Here is a 24,532-nt window from a genome sequence, read left to right on the forward strand (position 1 = left end):
GTGGACATGATCACCGCGGCGATCAGCAGCGTTCGGGTCGGGCGGGCCAACGGGCGCCGGATCGCCGAAGGTTCCGCACACGGGGTCCGCTTCCCGCGGGTTCCCGTGCTGGGCTTCCACGTCATGCTGTCGGGCGAGGGCTGGCTCATCACGGAGGAGGCGGACCCGGTCGCCGTGCGGCCGGGCGATGTCGTCTTCACCGCCTCCGGCGTCGAGCACGGGATCTCGCGCACCCCGTGCACGCTCGCCGAGCTGCCCGAGGTCGTCATGGGTGACGTGCCGCCCCCGCCCGTACCGGTCGACTTCGAGTTCCTCTGCGGCACCTATCCGCTGGAGCATGGCAAGGTGCCGGGATTTCTCCGGCACCTGCCGGGCGTCGTCGCGTTCACGCCGGACTACGAACGCCGTCCGGAACTGCACGCGGTGGTGGAGATGCTGCGTGCCGACTACGCCGCGCCGGGCCCGGGCACCGACGCCAGCCGGGCTGCCCTGATCGACCTGATGATCGTGCACATCCTGCGCCACCTCCAGGAGCAGGGCAGCCCGTCCGACTGGCCGCTGACCACCGAGCCGGGCATCGCCGAGGCGCTGCGCGAGATCCACGGGCGGCCGGAGCGGCAGTGGAGCGTGCAACAGCTCAGCGACGTCGCCGGGATGTCGCGCACGGCGTTCACCCGCCGCTTCACCGCCGCGGTCGGCACCCCGCCGATGACCTACCTGATCGACTGGCGGCTCAGCTCGGCCGCCCAGCTGCTCCGGCAGTCCGACGCGCCGCTCGCCGCCATCGCGAGGAAGGTCGGCTACTCGACGGAGTTCGCGTTCGCGGCTGCGTTCCGCCGCAGGTACAGCGTCCCGCCGGGCCGGTACCGCGGGGCGGGCACCGCACCTGCCAACCCCTGACGGCTGCCTCTCCCGTCAGCGCAGCTGCGGGAGCAGCGCGGCGGTCTCGGCCAGGTCGGCGGCTTCGTACGGGGGGACCGGCCCGTCGGGGTCGACCCGGTGGCCCGGGCGGCGCAACCTGATCGTGCTGATCCCGGCGTCGAGGGCTCCGCGGATGTCGCGGGCCGAGGTCGCGACGTGCACGTATCCGGGGCCGGCTCGCCGGGCCGCCTCGTGGTAGAGGGCAGGCGACGGCTTGTAGCTGCGCAGCTTCTCCGAGGTGAGCACGGCGCCGGCGTCCACCAGGGGAGCCACCCGGGTGCGGGCGAGGATGTCGTCGTCCACATTGGACAACACGCCGACCCGGGAGCCGCTCGCCAGTACGGGCAGTCCCTCCACGACGTCCGGCCACAGTGGCCAGTCGGCGACCGAGGCCAGCAGCCGCTCGGCGTCCTGCGCGGGGTCCCCCGGGAGGCCGAGGTCGTGGTAGGTGGCGGCGAGCGCCTGCTCGGACAGCTCCCGGAACGGGACCCACGTCCGGCACTGCCGCTGCAGCTCCTTGTTGGTGGAGTCCCACGCGGAGTACACGGCGTCGGCCGCAACGTTCCAGCTCCGCTCCCGCGCCAGCCGCGACAGCAACGTGCTGCCCCCGGTTCGGGAGTCGATCAGCGCGCTGAAGAGATCGAGCGTCACGAGCGGGCGCGTCGCGCGGTCCGCGTCGTCTTGTCGTCGGTGCTCATCGGCCTGGCTCACGTCTCCGACACGGTAGCCGCTACCTGCCACCGGCCGGGGGTGCGCTCTGCCACCCCGGACACCGGACGTAGGGTTCGTGGCATGGTCCAGGAGGACGGGCAGCCCCCTTCTGAGGAGTGCCGGGAGCTGCCGGAGCTACCGCACCGGCACCCGTCGCAGCAGGCCCCGCCGCGAGAGCAGCTGATGGCTGTCGCCGTGCAGAACCGGCCTGATGCGGTCATCCTGGCCGTGCGGGGCGATGTCGACGGCCTGACGGCTCCGCGTCTGCAGGATGCGATCTCGGATGCGTTCGAGCGGTTGGACGGGCGGGTGCTTGTGGTGGACCTCAGCGAGGTCGGGTTCCTCGGGTCGCCGGGGTTGCACACCCTGACCACGAGCGCTCGAGAGGCTGTCGAGCAGCGTGGGTACAAGCCGCTCCGGATCGTGGTCGACTCGAGCAGGCCCGTGGTCCGGCCGATCGAGCGCAGCGGCCTGGACGGGTTCCTGGAGCTCTACCACGACGTTGCCGACGCCCTGCGCGACCGCTGACGGAGCGGTCGTGGGCTGCGTCGCGCGACACCAAGGTCAGTGCCCGTGATGGTGCCTCCGTGCGACCGCGACGAGTGGGCACCCCGCCATCATGTGTTCCGCCGTGCCCCTGTCGGCGCGGTGCTGCGGGTGCGGCTCGGCGCGGAATGGGTCGCGCCGTCGTTGGCGCGCGACCGGCTCACCACGTGGCTGACCGAGCACCGGTGGCCCAGCGACGAGCTCGACGACGTGGTGTTCGCCGTCAGTGAGGCGGTGAGCAACAGCGTCGAGCACGGTTACGGCATCGAGGCGCGCAGCACCGCCCGTCCCGACCACGCCCCCGTCGAGATCGACGCCGAGATCGTCCGGTCCCCTGACGGCGGACGGGAGATCGTGCTGGCCGTCCGGGACCGCGGCACCTGGCGGCCACCGGTGCCGGGGCCGTCCGACCGCGGCCGGGGACTGCCGCTGATCCGGTCGTGCATGGCCGAGGTGGATCTTCGGCCGACCGCCTCAGGCACCACCCTCGTGCTCCGCACCCCTTCGGTACCGCAGGTCGCACCCCTGAGCTGAGCCCGGGCCACCGCCGCGATGCCTCAACTCGGGGGCGCCGCCGAGCCGCTGTTGATCTCGCCCGACCGGCCACCGGTTCTGTCGGACCCCCGGTGCACAATGCAGCCCACTCGAGGCAAGGGGGAGCTACTCACGATGGCCGCACCGAAACCGCTTTCGGAGCAGGACCTGGCGGCCGCGCGCACGGAGCTGTCGGGCGGAAAACCGTTCACGGTGTGGTTCACCTCGGCCGCGGTCGGCGTACCGGCCGGCGGCTCGGCGAAGGTGATCTCGATCGACGACATGGCCGAGGGCGACTTCATCCAGGTCCGCCCCGCAGGTACGCGCGACACGATGTTCTGTTCGCCGAGCGAGCTCACGCGCATCCGGCCGGCCCGCAAGCCTGCCCAGCCGCCGGCGGCGCGGGCTCCGGAGCCGGTCGCGCCGGAGAGCGAGCCGCCCTCTCCGCAGACCAGGCCGCAGCCGCCCGCGCCGGAGAGCACGCCGTCCCCGGCACAGCGGCAGAGCACACCGCCCGTGCCCGATCGGCACAGCGCACCGGCGCCCGCGCCGGAGAAGAGCCCGGATCGGCCACGTCCCGCCGGCGGCCGTGCGGCCGCCCGCCCGGTCGAGGTCACCGTCACCTTGAGCGCCACCACCGAGGGGGAATGGACCGTCGAGGTCATGATCGGCAAGAAGCGCACCGTGCGGCCCACCGCGGTGCAGCCTGCCGACGTCGCCAGGGCGGCCCGGGCGCTGCCGTCGGTGGTGGCCGAGGCGATCGAGTCGTCGCTCGAGGCGGCCCGGCAGCGCCAGCTCGACCGGGTGGAGCGGCTGCGCGCCGAGCTCGACGCCGCTCAGCGGGCGCTGCAGGAGCTCAGCAGCTGATCGTCAGCGTTCGGCGTCGCGTGGACGGCACCGCAGCCGTCCGCGCGGCCTGACGACGGGCGCATCCTCTCCTGCCTGTTCTTCCTTCCCTGTCACAGACGTGGCGCCTCCCCGGTCCTACTGCCAAGGGTCCGATTCACGCTGCACAGCAGACGAGCGATCGGAGTGGCCCGGAAGGTCGACACCCCCCAGGAAGGAAACCCAGCTGATCATGAGCATGCCCATTCTCGAGCCTGCGGCCCAGCAGATCGCCGACGCGACGTCCAAGCCGCCGTTCCTGTACGAGCTCGGCGCGGACGGCGCCCGGAAGGTCCTCGACGACATCCAGGCGGCACCGGTCGACAAGCTCGATGTCGACGACAAGTGGATCACGGTGCCTGCCGAGGTCGGCGACGTGCGGGTCCGCATCGTCAAGCCGGTCGGCGCGCCGGACGACCTGCCGACCGTCCTCTACGTCCACGGCGGCGGCTGGATCCTCGGCAATGCCGACACCCACGACCGGCTCGTCCGCGAGCTTGCCGTGGGCGCGGATGCCGCGGTCGTGTTCGTGGAGTACGACCGTTCTCCCGAGGCTCGCTATCCGGTGGCGATCGAGCAGGCCTATGCCACGGCCCGGTGGATCACCGAGCACGGCCGGACCGAAGGGCTCGACGCCTCCCGCCTCGTCGTCGCGGGTGACTCGGTCGGGGGCAACATGACCGCGGTCCTCGCGATCCTGGCCAAGCAGCGCGGCGACGTGACCTTCCTGCACCAGTCGCTGTACTACCCGGTCACCGACGCCGCTCAGGACACCGAGAGCTACCGGCACTTCGCCGACGGCCCGTACCTCACCGCGAAGGCCATGGCCTGGTTCTGGGACGCCTACCTGCCCGACCACGCCAGGCGCGGCGAGATCACCGCATCTCCGCTGCGGGCAGATCTGGACGAGCTCGCCGGGCTGCCGCCCGCGTTCGTGATCGTGGACGAGAACGACGTGCTCCGTGACGAGGGGGAGGCCTACGCGCGCCGCCTGACGCAGGCCGGTGTGCCGACCACGAGCGTGCGCTACAACGGGATCATCCACGACTTCATGATGCTCAACCCCGTCCGTGAGACCCGCGCGGCCACCGGCGCCGTCGAGCAGGCGATAGCCGTCCTGCGGAAGGCCCTCGCGACCGGGTGACTCGCAGCCCGGTGGGCGGTGCCGCCGCATGGCGCCGCCCACCGGTCGCTTCCGCGGGAAATGGTGATTACCCGGAATCGGAAAGCGGGTGATCCACCGTTTCGAGTTGATTTCCGATGCTCCCCCGGACGGCGGTCCGGTTCCGGCTGTACGGCCCAATTAACAGCGATTCGCGCAGTGTGCGCATCTAGTATCGAGGACGGCGGAATCGGGAGGCTGCGGAGGGGCGAATCGCGATCATGAATTCTGGTTCTCGCGAGACGCCGTCGACACTCGACCAGGCCGCTTCCGTCTTCGTGGGGCTGCGCCCCCGGCTCTTCGGCGTCGCCTACCGCGTGCTCGGCTGTTCGCTGGAGGCCGAGGACATCGTGCAGGAGGTCTGGTTGCGGTGGCAGACCACCGATCGCACGGTCGTGATGGATCCGCCGGGGTTCCTCATCACCGCGACCACCCGGATGGCGATCAACGTGCTCCGATCCGCGCGGTCCCGGCGGGAGACCTTCCTCGGCCCCGGGGCTCCCGAACCGGTGGACACCTGCGCAGATCCCCAGGTCGGCGCCGAGCGGGGTGAGGCGTTGGAGCTCGCGGTCCTGGTGCTGCTGGCGAGACTCTCACCCACGGAACGGGCCGCCTACGTCCTCCGGGAAGCCTTCGACTACGAGTACTCGGGGATCGCGACCGTCCTGGAGCTGAGTGAGGTCAACGCCCGGCAGGTCGTCAGCCGCGCCCGCAGGCACATCGCCGGCAGGCGGCGCGACCCCGTGGGCCGGGGCGAACACCGACGGCTCCTGGAGGTGTTCCTCACCGCCGCGCAGACGGGCAACCTCCCCGTCCTCGAAGACCTGCTCGCCTCCGACGTCGTGAGCTGCCCGGACGGCGGGGGAGCGGGCCGGGCCGGGGGCCGTCCGGTGGCCGGCCGCACCCGGGCCGCCCTGTTCCCCATGACGTGGGCGCGCAGGTGCCGGCCCCGTGCGGTACCCGTCTCAGGCGGTGCCGCGCTCGCCGGGATCTCCGGCGGCGGGTGAACCGACGGATGCCTCGACCATCTCTGCGCGGTTGAGCGCCGCGCCGCTACCTGTCGAGGAACTCCCGCAGCACGCCCAGCACGTCCGCGTGCCGTGTGACCGCCATGTGCGTGCAGTCCGGCAGCACCACCAGTCGAGCATTCGGCAGCAGGGCCTGGACGGCTTCGGCGTGCTCCGGGCGGATGAAGTCGGTGTCGCCGGTGACGAGCAGGGTGGGTGCGGTGATCGCCTGCAGCTGCGCGTCCGACCAGCCCCGGAAGTCGGTGACCAGCGGTTGGGCCTTCTCCAGGAACGCCTCGAAGTGGCCCGGGTCGGGCGCGACGGCGGCGTACGCCTCCTGCATCTCGGCGAAGTCGGCCGCGGTGGGCAGGCGCGGGGAGTCCTGTCGCGGGTCGTGGATCTCCGGGTGGTAGCCGTCGGGCCGGAAGTGGGTGGCCGCCAGCACCAGCCGGTCCACCCGCTCCGGATGCCGCACCACCAGGTCGGTGGCGACCAGGCCCCCGAGGCTGAAGCCGCACAGGTCGGCACGGTCGAGGTCGAGGTGGTCCATCAGCGCGACCACGTCGTCGGCCAGGACGTCCAGCTGCAGCGGCCGGTCGATGTCCTCGGTGTGCCCGTGCCCCTGCAGTTCGACGGCGATGGCCTGGTGCTGCTCGGCCAGAGCGGGCAACACCCGGCCGAACGAGACGTCGATGGTGAGCATCCCGCCGTGCAGCAGGATCAGGGGCCGCCCGCTGCCGTGGATCTCGTAGTACATCCGCAGGCCGTTGACGGTGACGTAGGCGCCTTCGGTGCCGGTCGTGGTGGCCATGGGTCCGCCTTCGCTGTGGTCGTGTGGGTGCGAAGGGCAGACCAGCCGACCCCGGGGAACTGATCGGTCGCGCCGTGTTGATCCGGAGCCGGCCGCGCTCCGATCCTTGAAAACTTGAATGACGAATCCGTGACGGCGGCTACTGAATCAATTCGGAAAACTGGACACTACGTATCCTGGATTCCGAGAACACGCTCCGCGTCGGACCGCGTGCGGTAGCGATCTGAAAGTAGCGAGAAGAGAGTCCGTGGACGACGAAATCGACCCCATATCGCCACCTGGTGACCAATCGGACGCTGCATCGCCCGGCGGTCGGCCGCCGCTGAACCGGCGCACCGTTCTGCTCGGCCTGGCCGCCGTCGGCGGGATCAGCGCGGTGAACGTCGGCGCCTTCCTCGGAGCGGGTGGCTGGTTCACACCCGACACCCTGACGACGTCCCGGTTCGTGGACCGTTTCGAGCAGGTGTTCGGCAAGCACGACGGGTTCCGCCGCAACCACGCCAAGGGGGTCAGCGCCGCCGGGGTCTTCACCAGCAACGGCGCGGGCACCGCGTTGTCCCGGGCGACCGTCTTCCAGCGCGGGACGACGCCGGTCACCGCACGGTTCTCCCTCTCCGGTGGGATGCCGACCGTCGCCGACGCCAACTCCACCGTCCGCGGTCTCGCCGTGCTGTTCCACCTGCCGGGCGGCGAGCAGTGGCGCACCGCGATGGTGAACGTGCCGGTGTTCACCGACCGCGTGCCGCAGGGCTTCTACGAACGACTGCTGGCCACCCAGCCGGTGCCGAGCACGGGCAAGCCCGATCCGGCGAAGGTCGCGGCCTTCCTGGCGAAGTACCCCGAGACCGCCCGCGCCATGGCGGTGATCAGCAGGACCCCACCGTCGAGCGGCCTGTACAACAGCCCGTTCCACGGGCTGAACGCCTTCCGCTTCACCAACTCGGCGGGCGACACCGTGCCCGTGCGCTGGACGATGATGCCCGAAGAGCCGTCCCGGCCGGTGGGGGGCGCCGGCGCGGCGCCGGGCAAGGACTACCTCTTCGACGCCCTCGTCGCCAAGGTGATGCAGGGCCCCGTTCGCTGGCGGTTCCTGATCACGGTCGGAGAGCCGGGCGACCCGACGAACGACGCCACGACGGCCTGGCCCGCCAACCGGCGCCAGGTCGAGGTGGGCACGCTCATCATCGACTCACTGCAGACCGAGGCCCCCGGCAACGCGCGGGACGTCAACTTCGACCCGACCGTGCTGCCCGAGGGCATCGCCCTGTCGGACGACCCACTGCTCGCCGCGCGGTCCGCCGTGTACGCGCAGTCCTACCAACGCAGGACGCGCGAGCCCCATCGGCCCAGCGAGGTCCAGGTCGCACAGCAGCCGAGCGGGCCCCGGATCACCAAGGTGGATCATGAGCAGTGAACCGACGCCGACCGCGACGCCCTCGGCGACGCCTGCTCCCGCCCGGTTCTCCCGGGTCGCGCGGCTGCTGCACTGGACGATGGCGGTGATGGTGATCGCGATCCTGTTCATCGGCGCGTTCATGGTGACCTCGGTCGCCGACTTCCGTTTCCTGGTCACCGTTCACGAGCCGCTGGGCATCGCGATCCTCGTCGTCGTCCTGGTGCGGATCGGCTGGCGCCTGACCCACACCCCACCGCCTCTCCCACCGGGGATGGTGCGGCTGGACCGGCTCGCGGCGAAGTACTCGGAACGGCTGCTCTACGCGCTCCTGCTCGTCCAGCCGCTCATCGGCTGGGCCACCGTGTCCGCGTCCGGCCAGCCGATCGTCCTCTTCGGGTCGCTGTACCTGCCCCCCATCGCGCCGCAGAACATCACGGTGTTCGCCGACCTCCTGCGCGCCCACATCGCCGCGGCCTACCTGCTCTACCTGACGTTCGCGGCGCACCTGGCCGGTGTGCTGGTGCACACCATCGTGATCAGGGACGGGGTGCTGGACCGGATGGCGTTCTGGCGGGCCCCGAGATACGGCAACGGGGCTCCCCGAGGCTAGGTCGGGATCGACCAGGTCAGGACGGTGCCGCAGGGCTTGCCGGGGCCGGCGTCGAACGTGCCGCCGTGTCGTTCCGCGCGGCGGCGCAGGTTGGTCAGCCCGCTGGTGTGGGTGGTGGGTGCGATGCCGACGCCGTCGTCGCGGACGGTGAGGACGAGCCGGTCGGGCCGCGTGGTGAGGTCGACGTCGGCGGTGTGGGCGTTGGCGTGGCGGGCGATGTTGGAGAGTGCCTCGCGCAGGACGGCGATGACGTCCTCGGCGATGTCGGTGGGGAGGGTGTCCACCGCACCGGTGAACCGCACGGCCGGTTCGAACCCGAGTGCCTTGGCGGCGTCGGCGGCGATCTGGAGCAGGCGGGCGCGGAGCCCCGCGGGGTCGCTTCGGGGCAGGTCGTGGAGTTGGAAGATGGTGGTGCGGATCTGCGTGATGGTGGCGTCGAGGTCGGCCACGGTGGTGAGCACACGGTCGGTGGTGAGACCGGGCCCGAGGCCCATGGCCACGCTCTGGAGCGACAGCCCGGCGGCGAAGAGCCGTTGGATGACGTGGTCGTGGAGGTCGGCGGCGATGCGGTCGCGTTCGTCGAGCATGGCGGCGCGCTGTTGTTCGGCGCGGGCTTGGGCGAGTTCGATGGCGACGGCGCCCTGGTTGGCGAAGTTGCCGGCCATGTCGAGGTCGGGGGCGCTGAAGGCGGTGCGTCCGCGGACCCGTGCGGCGCTGAGGACGCCCTGGACCCGGCGGGACCCGACGAGGGGAAGGACCAGCACGGGTCCGACGTCGAGGTCCTCCGGTGCCACGGAACCCAGCCGCGTCTCGTTGTCGGGGTGGGGCAGGCGCAGCGGTCGTCCGGTGCGCAGCACCGTGCCCTCGAGCGAACCCGACAGCGGTACGCGTCTGCCGACCAGGCGAGCTGCCCCGGTGCCGACGGCGACCTCGACGCGCAGTTCGTCCCCCGCGTCGCCTGCGGGCAGGGCGACGGTGACGAGGTCGGCGCCCGCGATCTCGCGGCTGTGTTCGGCGATCAGCCGGAGGGGGTGGGTGGCTCGGTCGGTGGCCGGTGGGGCGAGTAGTTCGCGGGTGATGGCGGCGGAGGCCTGGAGCCATTCGCCGCGGGTGCGAGCCGTTTCGTAGAGGCGCGCGTTGTCGATGGCCACCGCGGCGGTGGCGGCGATCGCACTGGTCAGCTCCTCGTCCTCGGCGCTGAACGTGCCTTTCGTGCTCTCGGCGAGGTAGAGGTTGCCGAAGATCTCGTCGCGGATGCGGATGGGGACGCCGAGGAAACTGTTCATCGGTGGGTGGCCGGGCGGGAACCCGGATGAGCGCAGGTCGTCAGCGATGCGCCGCAACCGGATGGGGTGGGGGTCCTCGATGAGCGCGCCGAGCAGTCCCTTGCCCTGGGGGAGGTGCCCGATCTCCTCCACGGCGTCGCTGGGCATCCCGGTGTGGACGAACTCGGAGAGTCCGCCGTCGGGGGAGATGACGCCGAGCGCGGCGTAGCGGGCGCCGACGAGGTCGCGGGCGGCGTCGACGATCCGGCGGAGCACGACGGGGAGTGCGAGGTCGGCGATGATCAGCTGGTTGGCGGTGAGCAGCCCGCGGAGCCGGCCCTGGGTGGCCATGACCTCCTGGGCGCGGTCGACCAGCTGGCCCAGTAGCTGGTCCAGCTCCAGCCGTGGCAGGTCGGGGAAGGTCAGATGGCTCCGGCCCGGGTCCGCATCGCCCGCACCCTGCCCGGAGCCCTCGGAACCGTTGTCAGGTGCGGTGTGGTCAGCAGGCATGGGTTCTCCCAGCTCGGACGCGCCCTTCGTACCATCGGCCGCCAGAGCGGGCAATGCGGCCCGCGGGCGGCGAGACTCGCATCACCCGGGTCCGAAGTCCTCGTGACCAGGGCCGTCGGCCGGGTGCCGGGCACGGCTGGCTCGGGACAGACTCGGGGCCAGGGACTCGAGGAGGAACACCATGGACGCTCAGTACTCCGGCCGGACGGTGGTCGTCGGGATCGACGGCTCGGACAGTGCGCTCGATGCGGTGCGCTGGGCGGCGGCCGAGGCAGTGCGTCGTGGCGTGCCGTTGCGGGTGGTGACGGCCTTCGACTGGAACCAGGAGCATCCCCTCGGGCAGGTCGGGCTCGGCGCGGACTACCGGGAGATCATGCTCACGGCGGCGCGTCGCCAGTTGGCGGAAGCGGTCGCCGTCGCCGGGGAGGCGGCGGGGATCGAGGTCGAGGAGCAGCTCGTCGTGGGGTTCCCGATCCCGGTGCTGGAGGCGGAGTCCCGGCGGGCGCAGCTGGTCGTCCTCGGTGACCGGGGGTACGGGGGAGTGAGCGGCCTGCTGGTGGGCTCGGTCTCCGTGGCGATGAGCTCGCGAGCCGAGTGCCCTGTGGTCCTGGTGCGCCGCAAGGAGGGCGAGCCGTTCGAGGACCGTCAGCGTCCGGTGGTGGTGGGTGTCGACGGTTCCGGGATCAGCGAGGCCGCGATGGCGTTCGCGTTCGATGCGGCGAGCCGTCGGGGTGTGCCACTGGTGGCGGTCCATGCCTGGTGGGACCAGATCCTGGACCGGGTCGTGCCGTTGCTCGACTGGGACGTGATCGAGGCCGAGGAGCGGGAGGTACTGGCCGAGCGGCTGGCCGGCTGGGGCGAGAAGTATCCCGACGTCGAGGTGGAGCGACTGGTCACGCCCGACCGTCCGGCTCGCGCGCTGGTGGAGGAGTCGCGCCGGGCGCAGCTGGTGGTGGTGGGGTCCCGTGGCCGGGGCGCGGCGGCCGGGCTGCTGCTCGGCTCGGTCAGCCACGCCGTGCTGCACCGGGCGCACTGCTCGGTCGCGGTCGTCCGTCCTCCTGCCGAGCGGAAGGCGTGACGCCACCGACGGCCCTGCCGTGTCCCCCCGTCGGTGGGCCATGCCCGCATGGCGGCCGTCCTCGTCCCCTGACCGGACGCCCGTTCAGGCGGAGCGGGTGCGCGCCCGCCGGGCGAGGACCCCGGTTCCGGCGGCGAGCAGCAGCATCACGGCGCCGAACCAGAGCATCGAGGTGGTCGCCTCCACGAACCTGCTGGCGATGCCCAGCGCGAGCGTCGGCAGGATCAGCCCGACGTAGGAGACGAGGAACAGCGTGGCCAGCGCTTCCCCGCGGACAGCCGGCGCTGCCATCGCGGCGACGGTGCCGACCGCGGACTTGAACAGGACGCCCGCGCCGGCGCCCGCGACGGCACTGCCGATCAGGAACGCGGCGAACGAGGTGATCTCCATGCCCGCGACCAGCGCGATCATGCCGATCGCCACGCCGACCAGGCCCAGGGCGTTGCGAGTGCCCAGCGACATCGACATGGTGGTCGACTGGGCCAGCGCGGCTGCGCCGAAGACGACGAACGCCACCGCGCCGGCGAGCAGCCGCCCCGGCTGGTGCAGCGTGCCCGCGACGAAACCGGGATCCAGCGAGGTGGCCAGTCCGAAGATCGTGAAGGAGAGGAAGGCACCGGCGGCGGCCGCGACGAAACCGGCTCGGTCGCCGTGGTCGGCGGTGATCCGTTGCGGTCGGTAGCGCGGTCGCACGGCAGGCGGGCGCACGGTCTCCGGGGTGAGCCGGACCGCCACGATGCTCAGCAGGAGCAGCACGGTGAAGACCGCGAACGGGGTGCGCAGCGGCGCGGTCACGAACTGCGCGAGGTAGCCGGAGACGAGAGGGCCGACGCCGAGGCCGCCGATGTTGGCCGCGGTGGAGACCAGTTCGAAGCGCCCCTGACCGCTGCCCGGACGGCCGGCGGCGTGCAGTTCGTTGAGGAACGCGGTGGCCGTGGCGGTGACCATGCCGACGCCGAGCCCGCACAGCAGCCGCGCCACCAACAGGGCGGGCAGCGCGTGCCAGATCAGGAAGATCAGTGCCGACACCGTCAGCACGGCCAGCGCCGTGATCAGGACGCGCTTGCGGCCGAGCCAGTCGGACACGTGGCCCGCCAGCAGCAGGCTGGTCACCACACCGACGGCGTACGCGCCGAACACGATGGTGACCGTGAGCGTCGAGAAGCCGTCCTGCTGCTGGTAGATCGCGTACAGCGGGGTCGGAACGGTGGAGAACGCCATCGCGGTCAGGAAGCTGAACGCGATCAGCCAGAAGCCGACATCGTGCCGTCGGGACGCGGGCGGGGCCGTCCGGGTCTGCTGGGGGGTGGAGACCGACATCGTTCCTTCTTCGGATCATCGTGACGGATGCGCCGGGCTCCACACTCCGCCGAGGATCGATCGCGGCCAACGAATCGTGGTGCTCGTAACCATCGGGAACAACGCCCGGCGGCCCGATTCCTCAGGTCCGCAGGGCGCGCAGGATCCGGGCGAGGGACGCGCGGTCGGCGTCGTCGAGCTTGGCGAAGAACTCCTCGGCCTCAGCGGCGCGCGCCGCGCGGATCCCGGCGGCCACCTCAGCGCCGCGCGCGGTCACCGCGACGAGGGTGGCGCGCCGGTCGCAGGGATCGGCGTGCCGCTCGACGAGCCCGTCCTCCGCCAGCGCGTCCACCACCTCGGTGGCGGAGCGCGCGGCGATGCGCAGGTGTTCGGAGAGGGCGCCGAGCCGCATCGACCCGTGCCGGGTGAGGACGCCGAGCGCGCGGGCCTGGGACGGCGTGACGTTCCACGGCGCCAGCGTGCGTTGGGTCTGGTGGCGTAGCTGCCGTGCGACCCCGCGGAACGTCTCGGCGAGCGTCTCCTCGGTCTCCTCGGGCGCCTCGCTCACGGGAATACCGTAGCAAGCGGTACTGTTGTCCCCTCATGTTGAGGTAACCTCAGCAAGTTCAACAAGGGGAGTACCGAACTTGGCGTCCGAAATCTCGACCAACAAACTCCTACGATCAGGCCGCCGCACCGTCAGCAGTGCGGAGAAGGCGCAGGCGAAGGAGGTGTCCCTGCGCCGGATCGCGGCGCTGTTCGTCCCGCACCGCTGGTCCATCGCCACGGTCACGTTCACCATCGTCGTGTCGTCCATCGTCGCGTTGGCCTCCCCGTTCCTGCTGCGCGCCGTCATCGACGACGCCCTGCCGCACCAGAACCTGACCCTCCTGGTCTGGCTGGTCCTCGGCATGGTCGCCGTCGCCGCCATCACCGCGGCGCTGGGCGTCGTGCAGACCTGGATCTCCACGAACGTCGGCCAGAAGGTCATGCACGGGCTGCGCACCGACGTCTTCAGCCACCTGCAACGCCAGTCGATCGCCTTCTTCACCCGCACCCGCACGGGTGAGGTGCAGTCGCGGATCACCAACGACATCGGCGGCATGCAGAGCGTCGTCACCTCGACGGCCACGTCGCTCGCCTCGAACCTCACCACCGTCATCGGGACCCTGGTCGCCATGCTCGCGCTGAGCTGGCAGCTCACGCTGGTCTCGCTGCTGGTGCTGCCGCCGTCGATCTGGCTGACCCGGCGGGTGGCCCGGCTGCGGCGCACCATCACCGCGGCCCAGCAGCGCGAGCTCGCCGACCTGAACGTCATCATCGACGAGGGTCTGTCGATCAGCGCGGTGCAGCTCACGAAGACGATGGGCACCGGGCCCGCACTGGTGGAGCGGTTCACCAGTTCGTCGGAGCGGCTGGTGGATCTCGAACTGCGCTCCCAGCTCGCCGGCCGCTGGCGGATGGCCGCCACCACCGTCGTCTTCGCCGCGATCCCCGCCGTCATCTACCTCAGTGCAGGCCTGCCGTTCACCGCCGGGGCGATGACGATCGGCACGCTGGTCGCTTTCACCACCCTGCAGGCCGGGCTCTTCCGGCCGATCCTCAGCCTGCTGAACGTCAGCGTGTCGCTGGTCAGCTCGCTGGCTCTGTTCGCCCGGATCTTCGAGTACCTCGACCTGCTGGTGGAGGTCGACGACCCGGACTCGCCCGTGGACATCGACACCGCTCGGGTGGAGGGACACGTCCGCGCCGAGGACGTCACCTTCACCTATCCCGGCAGCGCCGTCGCCGCCGTCGCCGGGGTCTCGCTGGACGTCCCCGCAGGCTCCACGCTCGCACTGGTGGGGGAGACCGGATCGGGCAAGAGCACGCTGGCCTCCCTGGTCGCGCGGCTGCACGACCCCGACACCGGCCGCATCACCATCGACGGCGTCGACCTGCGCGACATGCGCCTTGCCGACCTCGCGCGGATCGTCGGCGTGGTCAGCCAGGAGACCTACCTGCTGCACACCACCGTCCGGGAGAACCTGCGCTACGCCCGGCCCGACGCCACGGACGCCGAGATCGAGGCGGCGGCGCGGGCCGCGCAGATCCACGACCTGATCGCCGGCCTGCCCGAGGGCTACGACACCGTGGTCGGCTCGCGCGGACACCGGTTCTCCGGCGGGGAGAAGCAGCGCATCGCCATCGCGCGCACCGTGCTGCGCAACCCGCGGGTGCTGGTGCTCGACGAGGCGACCAGCGCGCTCGACACCGAGACCGAGCGGGCCGTGCAGCGTGCCCTCGACGAGCTCAGCCGAGGCCGGACGACGATCACCATCGCCCACCGACTCTCCACGGTGCGCGACGCCGACCAGATCGTCGTGATCGACCACGGCCGCATCGTGGAGTCGGGCACCCACGACAGCCTGGTCGCCCGCCACGGCCGCTACGCCAGCCTGGCCGCCTGACCCGACCACATCCATTCCGCGTGACCCCCGGACGCGGGCCGGGCCGCGGCGCCGTGGCCGCCCATGCAAGCTCCGCGAGTCGCCCGTTCCGGCTGCGCGAGTCGCCCGTTTCCCGTGCGCGAGTCGCCCGATCGGCCCCGGCCCCCGGCTGAGCCGTCCCGCCCGAGGTGCTCCTCGCAGAGGGCGTGGGTTCGTCGCAGATGCTGTGGGGTCTGTGCGGAGCACGGTGGGTCTGCGAGGACGCTCGGAGGGTCGCCTGTGGCGGCTCAGCGGGGGCGTTCACCGCCGCCCGGTCGCGAACGGGTGCGCGGACCTCCCCGGCCGCGCACGAGGGCGACCACCAACGCCGCGGCCCAGGCCACCAGCCACGTCACGAACCGGAACTCGGGCCGGACCGGGCGCAGCTCCCGGCTGTCCGGCCGGACGGTCGGTGCATCCACATCGGCCGTGGGGGGCTGCGGCGGCGGGCCGGCTCCGCCGTCGTCGTCGGTGAGGTCAGCCTGGCTCACCCGGTTCCGGAACACGTAGAACGTCCAGCCCTGGTAGATGAGGATGACCGGCAGCAGCACGCCGAGCACGACGGTCATCACCCCCAGCGCGTAGGGCGACGACGCCGTGGTGGCGACCGTCAGGTCGTTCGCCGCACCCAGGCTGGAGACCATCACGCGGGGGTAGAGCTCGGAGAAGAGCGACACCATCACGCCTGCCGCCGTGCCGAGCGTGGCGGCGAACGCCGCCACCTCCCGTTCCGCATGCACCAGCAGGGCGGCGGCGATCACGACGATCGCGGTGGCGAGCTCGATCACCGACAGCAGCGCGCCCCCGGAGTCGAAGCGGGTCAGGGCGACCCAGGCGATGACGACGAGCGCAACGACGGGTCCGAGGACCTTCGCGATGCGAAGGGCCCGCAGGCGCATGTCGTCGGTGGTCCGCATCGCGAGGAACACCGCGCCGTGCAGCAGGCTGACCAGCGTGATCGTGACGCCGGTCAGCACGGCGTAGGGCTGGAACAGGTCGCCGAACCCTCCGACGAACTCCTCCCGGGCGTCGATCGGGATGCCGCCGAGGAAGCCGCCGAGCATGATCCCGAGGCCGAGCGGGGCGACCAGGCTCCCGACGACCAGGGCTCCGGACCAGAGGTTCCTGCTCCGCCCGGTTTCCGCGTGCGACCGGAACTCGAAGGACACCCCGCGCAGGATCAGCGCCACCAGCACGATGAGGATCAGCGGGTAGAAGGCCGACAACGCCGTCGCGTACCAGGAGGGGAACGCGGCGAAGGTCCCCGCGACGGCGACGATCAGCCAGACCTCGTTGCCGTCCCACACCGGGCCGATGGTCCGGATGGCGAGCGAGCGGCCCGCCTCGTCGCGGCCCACCACCCGGTGCAGCATCCCGACCCCGAAGTCGAAGCCCTCCAGCAGGAGGAACCCCGTCCAGACGACGGTCAGGGCGATGAACCAGAAGATCGCGAGCGTCATCGGGGCTCCCGCTCAGTAGCTCGGCGCGTGGGCAGGCTGCTCGGCCTCGGCCGGGGGTTTCTCGGGCTCCAGCTCGCGACGGGCGTAGCGCGCCATCAACAGCCAGTCGACGACGGCGAGCGCCCCGTAGAGCACGATGAAGACCACCAGGCTGACGACGATCGTGGCGGCGCCCACCGAGGGCGAGACGCCGTCCCGAGTGAGCATCAACCCCTGCACGATCCAGGGCTGGCGGCCGTTCTCGGTGAGGACCCAGCCCGCGGTGTTGACCACGAAGGGCAGCGGCAGGCTCCACAGCGCCACCCGCAGGAACCACGGCGAGGACGCCAGGCGGTTCCACCGCCACAGTCCCCACAGCGCCACCAGGACGATGAGCGTGGCGAGGTAGGCCATCACCCGCATCGCCCAGTACTGGATGAAGACGTTGGGCACGTAGTCCCCCGGTCCGTACTGCTGCTCGTACTGAGCCTGCAGATCGTTCATCCCCACCACCCGGCCGTCCCACGAGTTCGTGGCGAGCAGCGACAGCAGGTGGGGGATCGCGATGATCTTGTCCGGGGTCTGGTCGTCGTTGCCGCCGCCGATCTGGAACATCGAGAACGAGCACGGTTGGCAGGTCTCCCACTGCGCCTCGGCCGCGGCGATCTTCATCGGCTGGAACTCGCCCTCGGTGACCCCGAGCTCGCTCCCGACCAGGAGGTTGAGCACCGTGGCCGGCGCCAGCACCACGAGGGCGAGCCGTGCGGAGCTGCGGAAACCCCGGTCGTCGGGACGGCGGCGCAGGTGCCACGCCGAGATGGCCAGCATGACGACCGCCGCGGTGACCAGCGACGCGAGCAGCACGTGCAGGTAGCTGCGCAGGAACACCGGGTTCGTCAGCACGGCCCCGATGTCGGTGAGCTGGGCCCGTCCGGTGTCGGGGTTGATCGCGTAGCCGACCGGGTTCTGCATCCACGAGTTCGCCGCCATGATGAACGCGGCCGAGAGCACGCCGCCCAGCGCGACCATCCAGATCGTCGCGAGATGCACCCGCCGGGACAGCCGGTTCCAGCCGAAGATCCACAGTCCGAGGAACACCGACTCGAGGAAGAACGCCGCCAGCCCCTCCATGGCGAGCGGGGCGCCGAACACGTCGCCCACGAACCGCGAGTAGCCCGACCAGTTCATCCCGAACTGGAACTCCTGCACCAGGCCGGTGACCACGCCGACGGCCACGTTGATCACGAGCAGCACGCCGAAGAACCGGGTCAGCCGGAGGTACTCCGGCCGGTCGGTCCGGTACCACTGGGTCTGCAGGATCGCCACGAGCAGCGCCAGCCCGATCGTGAGCGGCACGAACAGGAAGTGGTAGATCGTCGTGCTCGCGAACTGGAGGCGGGCCAGGTCGACCGCGTCCACGTCAGTCGCCCGTCAGCGCCGGACGGCCCCGGTCGAGCGCCTCGTCGAGGGTGATCGCGGCGTCGATCAGGGCGAGGTGGGTGAAGGCCTGCGGGAAGTTGCCGATCTGCTCGCCGGACAGGGCGATCTCCTCGGAGAAGAGCCCCACGTGGTTGGAGTAGGTGAGCATCTTCTCGAACGCGAGCCGGGCGTCGTCCAGCCTGCCGGCCCTCGCGAGCGCGTCGACGAACATGAACGAGCAGAGCGAGAACGTGCCCTCCGAGCCCTCCAGCCCGTCGGGTGACGCCTCGGGGTCATAGCGGTAGACGAGGCTGTCGGTGACCAGTTCGTCCTCCATCGCCCGCAGCGTGGAGGCCCACATCGGGTCGTACGGGGAGACGAACCCGACGCTGGACATCCGCAGCAACGACGAGTCGAGCGTCGTGCTGCCGTAGTGCTGGACGAACGCCCCGGACTCCCGGTTCCAGCCCTTCTCCATGATCTGCTCGTAGATCGCGTCGCGCGTCTCGGTCCAGCGGATGAGCGGGGCCGGGCGTCCGTGCACGGACGCCATCCGGATCCCCCGGTCGAACGCCACCCAGCTCATCAGCCGCCCGTAGGTGAAGTCCTGACGCCCCCCACGGGTCTCCCAGATGCCCTCCTCCGGCTGGTTCCAGTGGTCGGCGAGCCAGTTCAGCAGCTCGCGCACCGCCATCCAGCCGCGGTGCCCGACCTCGAGCCCGCGCCGGTCGGCGAAGTAGATGCTGTCGAGCGCCTCCCCGTAGATGTCGAGCTGGAGCTGGTCGGACGCACCGTTGCCGATCCGGACCGGACGCGAGCCCCGGTAGCCCGACCAGTGGTCCAGGGACTCCTCCTTCAGATCGGAGGACCCGTCGACGCGGTACATGATGTTGAGCGGCCCGCCCTCGCCGCCCACCCGCTCGTCGGCGCGCTCCCGCAGCCACTGGCTGAACTGCGCGGACTCCTCCTTGAACCCGAGCCGGAGCAGCGCGTAGACGGAGAACGACGCGTCGCGCACCCAGGTGTAGCGGTAGTCCCAGTTGCGCTCGCCGCCGATCTGCTCGGGGAGCCCGGTCGTGGGCGCGGCCACCAGCCCGCCGCTCGGGGCGTACGTCATGAGCTTGAGGGTGATCGCCGAGCGCTGCAGGGTCTCGCGCCAGCGCCCGGTGTAGGTGCAGCGGGAGAGCCAGGTGCGCCAGTACTGGACGGTCTCGTCGTGCATCTGCTGGAACTGGGCCACCCGGATCTCCCGTGGCGGTCCGTCGGCGCCCGACTCCAGCACCACCCCCCGGACCTCGCCGGCCTTCAGCGCGAGCTCGACGTGCATGTCGTTCTCGTCGACGCGGACCTGCGCCAGCCGCTCGTCGCCCGGCTCCCGTACGACGTGCAGGGTGAGGGTCAAGGTGTCGGTGGCGAAGACCACCCCGTTGGGCGTCACGTCCGTGCGGTGGGCCCGGCGGCCGTAGTCGAAGCGTGGTGCGATGTCGATGTCGAACGTCATCTCGCCCCGGACGCAGCGGATCATCCGGACCAGCTGGTGGTTCGCGGTGGGCACCTTGCCCGCCGGCGGCATGAAGTCGACCACCTCGCCCATCCCGGCAGCGGTGGTGAACCGGGTGATGAGAATGGCGGTGTCGGGGAAGTACAGCTGCCGCGAGTCGTAGTCGGCCTGTGGCCGGATCCGGAAATGCCCGCCCTTCTCGTCGTCGAGGAGGGCACCGAACACGCTCGGCGAGTCGAACCGGGGACAGCAGAACCAGTCGACGGAGCCGTCCGTGCTGACCAGCGCGGCGGTCTGGAGATCGCCGATCAGGCCGTGGTCGGCGATCGCTGCCTCGGTCATGGCTGCCTCCTGCGGGTGGGCCCGGCAGCCCACCGTCGTTGCAACGGGGGTCCGGGGCATCACCCGATATGGAGGAGCGCCCCTCGTCGCGAGGTCCGCCGACCCGGTTTTCGCTGTCCACACGCCCGCGAACCAGGGCTCGGAGGCACCGTAGGTGGCGGCCCGGTCACACGGGGAAGGTGATGCGCTGCCCCGGTGAGCCGCCGCACCGTGAGCGCGACACGGCAGCGCCACCCGAGGAGGCCCGGTGTCCGAGGACCGCCACTACGACGTCATCGTCATCGGCACGGGTGCGGGCGGCGGCACGTTCGCCCACCGGCTCGCCCCCTCGGGCAAGCGGGTCCTGATGCTCGAACGCGGTGGCTATCTGCCGCGGGAGCGGGCGAACTGGGACTCCGCCGAGGTCTTCGTGAGAGCCCGCTACCGGGCTCCCGAGATGTGGCTCGACCGCAACGGCCACGAGTTCCCGCCGGAGGTGAACTACTACGTCGGGGGCAACACGAAGTTCTACGGCGCCGCGCTGTTCCGGCTGCGCCCACAGGACTTCGGCGAGCTGCGCCACTACTCCGGGATCTCCCCGGCCTGGCCGATCGACTATGCCGACCTCGAGCCCTACTACACCGAGGCCGAGCACCTCTACGAGGTGCACGGGCGCCACGGTGAGGACCCGACGGCCGGGCAGGCGAGTGCCGACTACCTGTTCCCTCCCGTCGCGCACGAGCCCCGGATCCAGCAGCTGTCCGACGACCTCGAGAAACAGGGACTGCACCCGTTCCACCTCCCGATCGGGGTGCGGCTGACGCAGGATCCGCAGGGCGGTGCCGCCCACGGCAGCACGTGCATCCGCTGCGACCGCGTGGACGGCTTCCCGTGCCTGGTCAGGGGCAAGTCCGACGCCGAGGTCATCTGCGTCGACCCCGCGTTGCGCCACGAGAATGTCGAGCTCCTCACCGGCGCCTACGTGACCCGGCTGGAGACGGACCCGAGCGGCCGCTCGGTCACGGCCGTGGTGACCGAGGTCGGCGAGGGGGAGAACGTCCGCTTCAGCGCCGACGTCGTGGTGGTGGCGTGCGGCGCCGTGAACTCCGCCGCCCTGCTGCTGCGCTCGGCGAACGACCGGCATCCCGCCGGGCTGGCCAACGGCTCCGGCGTGGTCGGCAGGCACTACATGCGCCACAACAACGTCGCGCTGATGGCGGTGTCGAAGGAGCCGAACCCGACCCGGTTCCAGAAGACCCTCGCCCTGCACGACTGGTACTTCGGCTCGGACGACTTCGACCACCCGATGGGTGGCATCCAGATGCTCGGCAAGTCCGACGCCGAGCAGGTCCGGGCCAACGCCCCGCGCTGGGCGGGCCGGGTCGCCCCCGAGATGCCCTTCGACGAGCTCGCCCGTCACGCCGTCGACTTCTGGCTCTGCGGCGAGGACCTCCCCCTGCCCGAGAACCGGGTCACCCTCGACGGCGACGGGCGCATCCATCTCGCCCTCGACGAGAAGAACAACGTGGAAGGGCTGAAACGGCTGCGCCACGAGCTGCAGGGACGGCTCGGCGACCTGGGGATGCATGAGAACCACCTGCTCGACCACAGCATCTACCTGCACAAGGGCATGCCGATCGGGGCCACGGCGCACCAGGCGGGCACCGTCCGGTTCGGCGCGGACCCTGCCTCGTCCGCCCTCGACGTCCACTGCCGGGCGCACGAGGTCGACAACCTCTACGTGGTCGACACGAGCTTCTTCCCGAGCATCGGTGCGGTGAACCCGTCCCTCACGGCGATGGCGAACGCGCTGCGCGTCGGTGACCACGTACTCGAACGTCTCGGCTGACCCGCAGCATCGACCCGACAGGAGCAACGATGGCTACCGACCGCGTGGGCGCGCTGGTCATCTTCGGAGCGACCGGTGACCTCGCCAAGCTGGAGACGTTCCCCGCGCTGGTGGGGCTGGTGGACAGGGGGGTGCTCACCGTCCCCGTCATCGGGGTGGCCCGCAGCGGGTGGAACCTCGACCGGTTCCGCGAGTACGCGGCGCAGTCCCTGCGCGACAACCGCATGGATCCGGAGTCGCCGTCGGCCAGGACGATGCTCGGCCTGCTCCGCTACGTCGACGGGGACCTCGACGACAGCGCCACCTACGACGCGATGTCCCACGAGATGGGCGACTGCGGCCACGCCCTGTTCTACCTCGAGGTCCCGCCGGTCCTGTTCGGGCGCATCGCCGAGGGCATCGCGGGGGCCGGGCGCGCCGATGGCGCCCGGGTGATGGTGGAGAAGCCGTTCGGCTCCGACCTGGCGAGCGCCATCGCCCTCGACAAGACGCTGCACGACCACTTCCCGGAGGACGCGGTCTACCGGGTCGACCACTGGCTGGGGCTCGACCCGCTCAACGACGTGCTGGTCGCGCGGTTCGCCAACTCGATGATCGAACCGCTGCTGAACCGCGACCACGTCGAGAGCATCCAGATCACGATGGCCGAGGCGTTCGACGTGGCCGACCGCGGGCGGTTCTACGACCACACGGGCGCCATCCGCGACGTCGTGCAGAACCACATGCTGCAGGTGCTCGCCAGCGTCATCGCCGACCCGCCGGACGGATCGGGCCCCGACTCGTGGCTCGACTCCAAGTCGCGGGTGATCTCGGCCCTGCGCCCGTTGACGCCCGCGGACGCCGTCCGTGGCCAGTACGAGGGCTACCACGACGTGACGGGCGTCGACCCGAGGTCGACGGTGGAGACCTACGTCGCGGTCCGGCTCGCGCTCGACTCGTGGCGCTGGGCCGGGGTGCCGATCCTCATCCGCGCGGGCAAGACGATGCCCGTGACCGCGACGGAGGTCAGCATCCGGTTCCGGGCGGTCCCCTTCGACGTGTTCGGTGTCGGACGCTCGCGCCTGAAGAACACGCTGAGGTTCCGGATCTGGCCCAACACGGAGATCGGGCTCGCCCTCGCGGGGAAGAAGCCCGGCGCCGGGCGTGAGCCTCAGCTGCAGGATCTCGTGTTCGCCGAGGACAGCGCGTCGGACATGCGCCCCTACGACCGACTCATCGGAGCTGCCCTCGACGGCAACCGCGTACTGTTCGCCCGCCAGGACACAGTGGAGGCAGCCTGGCGCGTCGTCGACCCGGTGCTGGGCGATGTCGTCCCCGTGCACACTTACCAACGCGGCACGTGGGGGCCGAAGGAGGCCGACGGCCTGCTGCCGAACGGCGACGACTGGCACGACCCGGCGGGGTGATCCGGCCGGGCAGGAAAGCGAGGACACCGTGGCAGATGATCTGGATCGGGGCACCGTCCACCGCGTCGTGATCGTCGGGGGCGGCTTCGGCGGGCTCTACGCCGCTCGGGCGCTGCGCCGCGAGGACATCGCCGTGACGATCGTCGACTCCGCCCAGCACCACCTGTTCCAGCCGCTGCTCTACCAGGTCGCCACCGGGATCCTCTCCGAGGGCCAGATCGCCGCGCCCCTGCGGGAGGTCTTCAAGGGACGCGACGTCGAGTGCGTGCTGGCCGAGGTCGTCGACGTGGACCCGGCGGCCCGCCGCGTGTTCGCGCTGCGCCCCGGTGGCGAGCCCATGACGCTGCCCTACGACGACCTGATCGTCGCGGCAGGCGTGCGGCAGTCGTACTTCGGGCACGACGAGTTCGCGCAGTGGGCGCCCGGGATGAAGACCATCGCCGACGCGCTGGAGATCCGGCGGCGGGTGTTCGGTGCGTTCGAGCTCGCCGAGACCGCGTCGGATCCCGAGGAGCAGCGGCGCTGGCTCACCTTCGCCGTGGTCGGCGCCGGGCCCACCGGGGTGGAGTTGGCCGGGCAGATCCGCGAGCTCGCCACCCGCACCCTGCGGTCGGAGTTCCGGCGCATCCGCCCGGAGGACGCCCGCGTCCTGCTGTTCGACGGTGGCAGCGCCCCGCTCGCGTCCTTCGGCACGGCGTTGTCGGCCAAGGCCGCGGCGGCGCTACAGGAGATGGGCGTGGAGCTGCACCTCGGCACCCACGTCACCTCCGTGGACGGCCTCGGCCTGGACGTCCGGGACAAGGCCGGGGCGACCACCCGGCACGAGGCGGGCACCGTGCTCTGGGCCGCCGGGGTGGAGGCACCGCCGTTGGCAGCAGCCATCGCGGCAGCCACCGGCGCCCAGCGCGACCGCGCCGGGCGCATCCAGGTGAACCCCGACCTCACGATCCCCGGCCACCCCGACATCTCCGTGATCGGGGACATGATGTCCCTCGACGGGCTGCCCGGCGTGGCCGAGGTCGCCATGCAGGCCGGATCCCACGCCGGGCGCCGGATCCGGCACCGGATCGAGAACCCGGGCGCCCCGGATGTCGGCCGGTTCCGCTACCACGACCTCGGCTCGGCCGCCTACCTGTCCCGCGGCAACGCGATCGTCTCGGCAGGCCCGGTGCACTTCGCGGGGCTCCCCGGCTGGCTGGCGTGGCTGTTCATTCATCTCGCCTTCCTCACCGGCTACCGCAACCGCTTCAGCGCGGTGATCACCTGGGCGAACGTCTTCATCCGGGACAACCGCCACCAGTGCACGTACACGACGCAGCAGATCGACGAGCTGCGCAACGTCTACGAGGCGCCGCCGGGCAAGGACCGGCCGGCCGTCGGGCCGTGACGACTGT

The 24,532-nt window shown here is 71.3% G+C and carries 21 protein-coding genes; 13 read left to right on the forward strand and 8 right to left on the reverse strand.

The genetic code is table 11. The annotated features are described in order from the left end of the window. Positions 1 to 6 precede the first annotated feature (6 nt). Positions 7 to 900, forward strand: coding sequence for an AraC family transcriptional regulator (locus AC5L35_RS27730; RefSeq protein WP_495062771.1), 894 nt, complete (start codon positions 7 to 9; stop codon positions 898 to 900). A 15-nt stretch (positions 901 to 915) separates the two neighbouring features. Here AC5L35_RS27730 and AC5L35_RS27735 read toward each other — a convergent pair whose 3' ends face one another. After that, entirely contained in the window at positions 916 to 1,632 is a 717-nt protein-coding gene (locus AC5L35_RS27735) for an HAD family hydrolase (protein WP_495062647.1), read from the reverse strand. 81 nt (positions 1,633 to 1,713) lie between these two features. On the opposite strand from AC5L35_RS27735, the gene AC5L35_RS27740 reads away from it, so the two are divergent. The 5 genes from AC5L35_RS27740 (at position 1,714) to AC5L35_RS27760 (ending at position 5,766) form a co-directional block, all read left to right on the forward strand. Beyond that, positions 1,714 to 2,160 (forward strand): STAS domain-containing protein, encoded by a 447-nt coding sequence (locus tag AC5L35_RS27740; protein WP_495062648.1) that lies wholly within the window; start codon positions 1,714 to 1,716, stop codon positions 2,158 to 2,160. 48 nt (positions 2,161 to 2,208) lie between these two features. Further along, positions 2,209 to 2,712 (forward strand): ATP-binding protein, encoded by a 504-nt coding sequence (locus tag AC5L35_RS27745; RefSeq protein WP_495062772.1) that lies wholly within the window; start codon positions 2,209 to 2,211, stop codon positions 2,710 to 2,712. A 135-nt stretch (positions 2,713 to 2,847) separates the two neighbouring features. Then, complete coding sequence (locus AC5L35_RS27750) at positions 2,848 to 3,579, forward strand: DUF6319 family protein (RefSeq protein ID WP_495062649.1); 732 nt, start codon at positions 2,848 to 2,850, stop codon at positions 3,577 to 3,579. Between the two features lie 211 nt (positions 3,580 to 3,790). Further along, positions 3,791 to 4,741: an alpha/beta hydrolase gene (locus AC5L35_RS27755; RefSeq protein ID WP_495062650.1), complete on the forward strand. Its 951-nt coding sequence runs from the start codon at positions 3,791 to 3,793 to the stop codon at positions 4,739 to 4,741. A 239-nt stretch (positions 4,742 to 4,980) separates the two neighbouring features. Further along, positions 4,981 to 5,766, forward strand: a complete 786-nt coding sequence (locus AC5L35_RS27760; RefSeq protein WP_495062651.1) for a sigma-70 family RNA polymerase sigma factor — start codon at positions 4,981 to 4,983, stop codon at positions 5,764 to 5,766. Between the two features lie 46 nt (positions 5,767 to 5,812). Here AC5L35_RS27760 and AC5L35_RS27765 read toward each other — a convergent pair whose 3' ends face one another. Further along, complete coding sequence (locus tag AC5L35_RS27765; protein ID WP_495062652.1) at positions 5,813 to 6,577, reverse strand: alpha/beta fold hydrolase; 765 nt, start codon at positions 6,575 to 6,577, stop codon at positions 5,813 to 5,815. A 247-nt stretch (positions 6,578 to 6,824) separates the two neighbouring features. Here AC5L35_RS27765 and AC5L35_RS27770 point away from each other — a divergent pair, with 247 nt between their 5' ends. Continuing rightward, positions 6,825 to 7,991, forward strand: coding sequence for a catalase family peroxidase (locus AC5L35_RS27770; protein ID WP_495062653.1), 1,167 nt, complete (start codon positions 6,825 to 6,827; stop codon positions 7,989 to 7,991). Beyond that, a complete protein-coding gene (locus AC5L35_RS27775) occupies positions 7,981 to 8,583 on the forward strand; it encodes a cytochrome b (protein ID WP_495062654.1) in 603 nt (200 codons plus the stop codon). Before AC5L35_RS27770 ends, AC5L35_RS27775 begins: the two co-directional genes overlap by 11 nt. Here AC5L35_RS27775 and AC5L35_RS27780 read toward each other — a convergent pair. After that, positions 8,580 to 10,358, reverse strand: a complete 1,779-nt coding sequence (locus tag AC5L35_RS27780) for a sensor histidine kinase (protein WP_495062655.1) — start codon at positions 10,356 to 10,358, stop codon at positions 8,580 to 8,582. The genes AC5L35_RS27775 and AC5L35_RS27780 overlap by 4 nt on opposite strands. A 181-nt stretch (positions 10,359 to 10,539) precedes the next feature. On the opposite strand from AC5L35_RS27780, the gene AC5L35_RS27785 reads away from it, so the two are divergent. Continuing rightward, the gene (locus AC5L35_RS27785) at positions 10,540 to 11,436 is read left to right on the forward strand and encodes a universal stress protein (protein WP_495062656.1); all 897 of its coding nucleotides are present in this window, start codon (positions 10,540 to 10,542) and stop codon (positions 11,434 to 11,436) included. Positions 11,437 to 11,520: 84 nt separating this feature from the next. Here the strand turns inward: AC5L35_RS27785 and AC5L35_RS27790 are convergent, their stop codons facing one another. After that, a complete protein-coding gene (locus AC5L35_RS27790; protein WP_495062657.1) occupies positions 11,521 to 12,756 on the reverse strand; it encodes an MFS transporter in 1,236 nt (411 codons plus the stop codon). Between the two features lie 121 nt (positions 12,757 to 12,877). Continuing rightward, entirely contained in the window at positions 12,878 to 13,303 is a 426-nt protein-coding gene (locus AC5L35_RS27795) for a MarR family winged helix-turn-helix transcriptional regulator (RefSeq protein WP_495062658.1), read from the reverse strand. A 79-nt stretch (positions 13,304 to 13,382) separates the two neighbouring features. On the opposite strand from AC5L35_RS27795, the gene AC5L35_RS27800 reads away from it, so the two are divergent. Next, on the forward strand, positions 13,383 to 15,185 hold the full coding sequence (locus tag AC5L35_RS27800; RefSeq protein ID WP_495062659.1) for an ABC transporter ATP-binding protein: 1,803 nt from the start codon (positions 13,383 to 13,385) through the stop codon (positions 15,183 to 15,185). Between the two features lie 266 nt (positions 15,186 to 15,451). Here the strand turns inward: AC5L35_RS27800 and cydB are convergent, their stop codons facing one another. From cydB to AC5L35_RS27815, 3 genes are read right to left on the reverse strand one after another with little or no spacing between them, the layout of a single operon-like run. Beyond that, a complete protein-coding gene (gene cydB, locus AC5L35_RS27805) occupies positions 15,452 to 16,663 on the reverse strand; it encodes a cytochrome d ubiquinol oxidase subunit II (protein WP_495062660.1) in 1,212 nt (403 codons plus the stop codon). Positions 16,664 to 16,675: 12 nt separating this feature from the next. Beyond that, the gene (locus tag AC5L35_RS27810; RefSeq protein WP_495062661.1) at positions 16,676 to 18,061 is read right to left on the reverse strand and encodes a cytochrome ubiquinol oxidase subunit I; all 1,386 of its coding nucleotides are present in this window, start codon (positions 18,059 to 18,061) and stop codon (positions 16,676 to 16,678) included. Between the two features lies 1 nt (position 18,062). Then, complete coding sequence (locus AC5L35_RS27815; RefSeq protein WP_495062662.1) at positions 18,063 to 19,904, reverse strand: glycoside hydrolase family 15 protein; 1,842 nt, start codon at positions 19,902 to 19,904, stop codon at positions 18,063 to 18,065. 247 nt (positions 19,905 to 20,151) lie between these two features. Here AC5L35_RS27815 and AC5L35_RS27820 point away from each other — a divergent pair, with 247 nt between their 5' ends. The 3 genes from AC5L35_RS27820 to AC5L35_RS27830 are packed head-to-tail and all read left to right on the forward strand — an operon-like array spanning position 20,152 to position 24,525. Beyond that, a complete protein-coding gene (locus AC5L35_RS27820) occupies positions 20,152 to 21,732 on the forward strand; it encodes a GMC oxidoreductase (protein WP_495062663.1) in 1,581 nt (526 codons plus the stop codon). Positions 21,733 to 21,761: 29 nt separating this feature from the next. After that, a complete protein-coding gene (zwf, locus tag AC5L35_RS27825) occupies positions 21,762 to 23,138 on the forward strand; it encodes a glucose-6-phosphate dehydrogenase (protein WP_495062664.1) in 1,377 nt (458 codons plus the stop codon). Between the two features lie 28 nt (positions 23,139 to 23,166). Then, the gene (locus AC5L35_RS27830; protein ID WP_495062665.1) at positions 23,167 to 24,525 is read left to right on the forward strand and encodes an NAD(P)/FAD-dependent oxidoreductase; all 1,359 of its coding nucleotides are present in this window, start codon (positions 23,167 to 23,169) and stop codon (positions 24,523 to 24,525) included. The last annotated feature ends 7 nt before the right edge of the window (positions 24,526 to 24,532 follow it).

It is taken from the genome of Pseudonocardia sp. OZ21 (assembly GCF_059359135.1).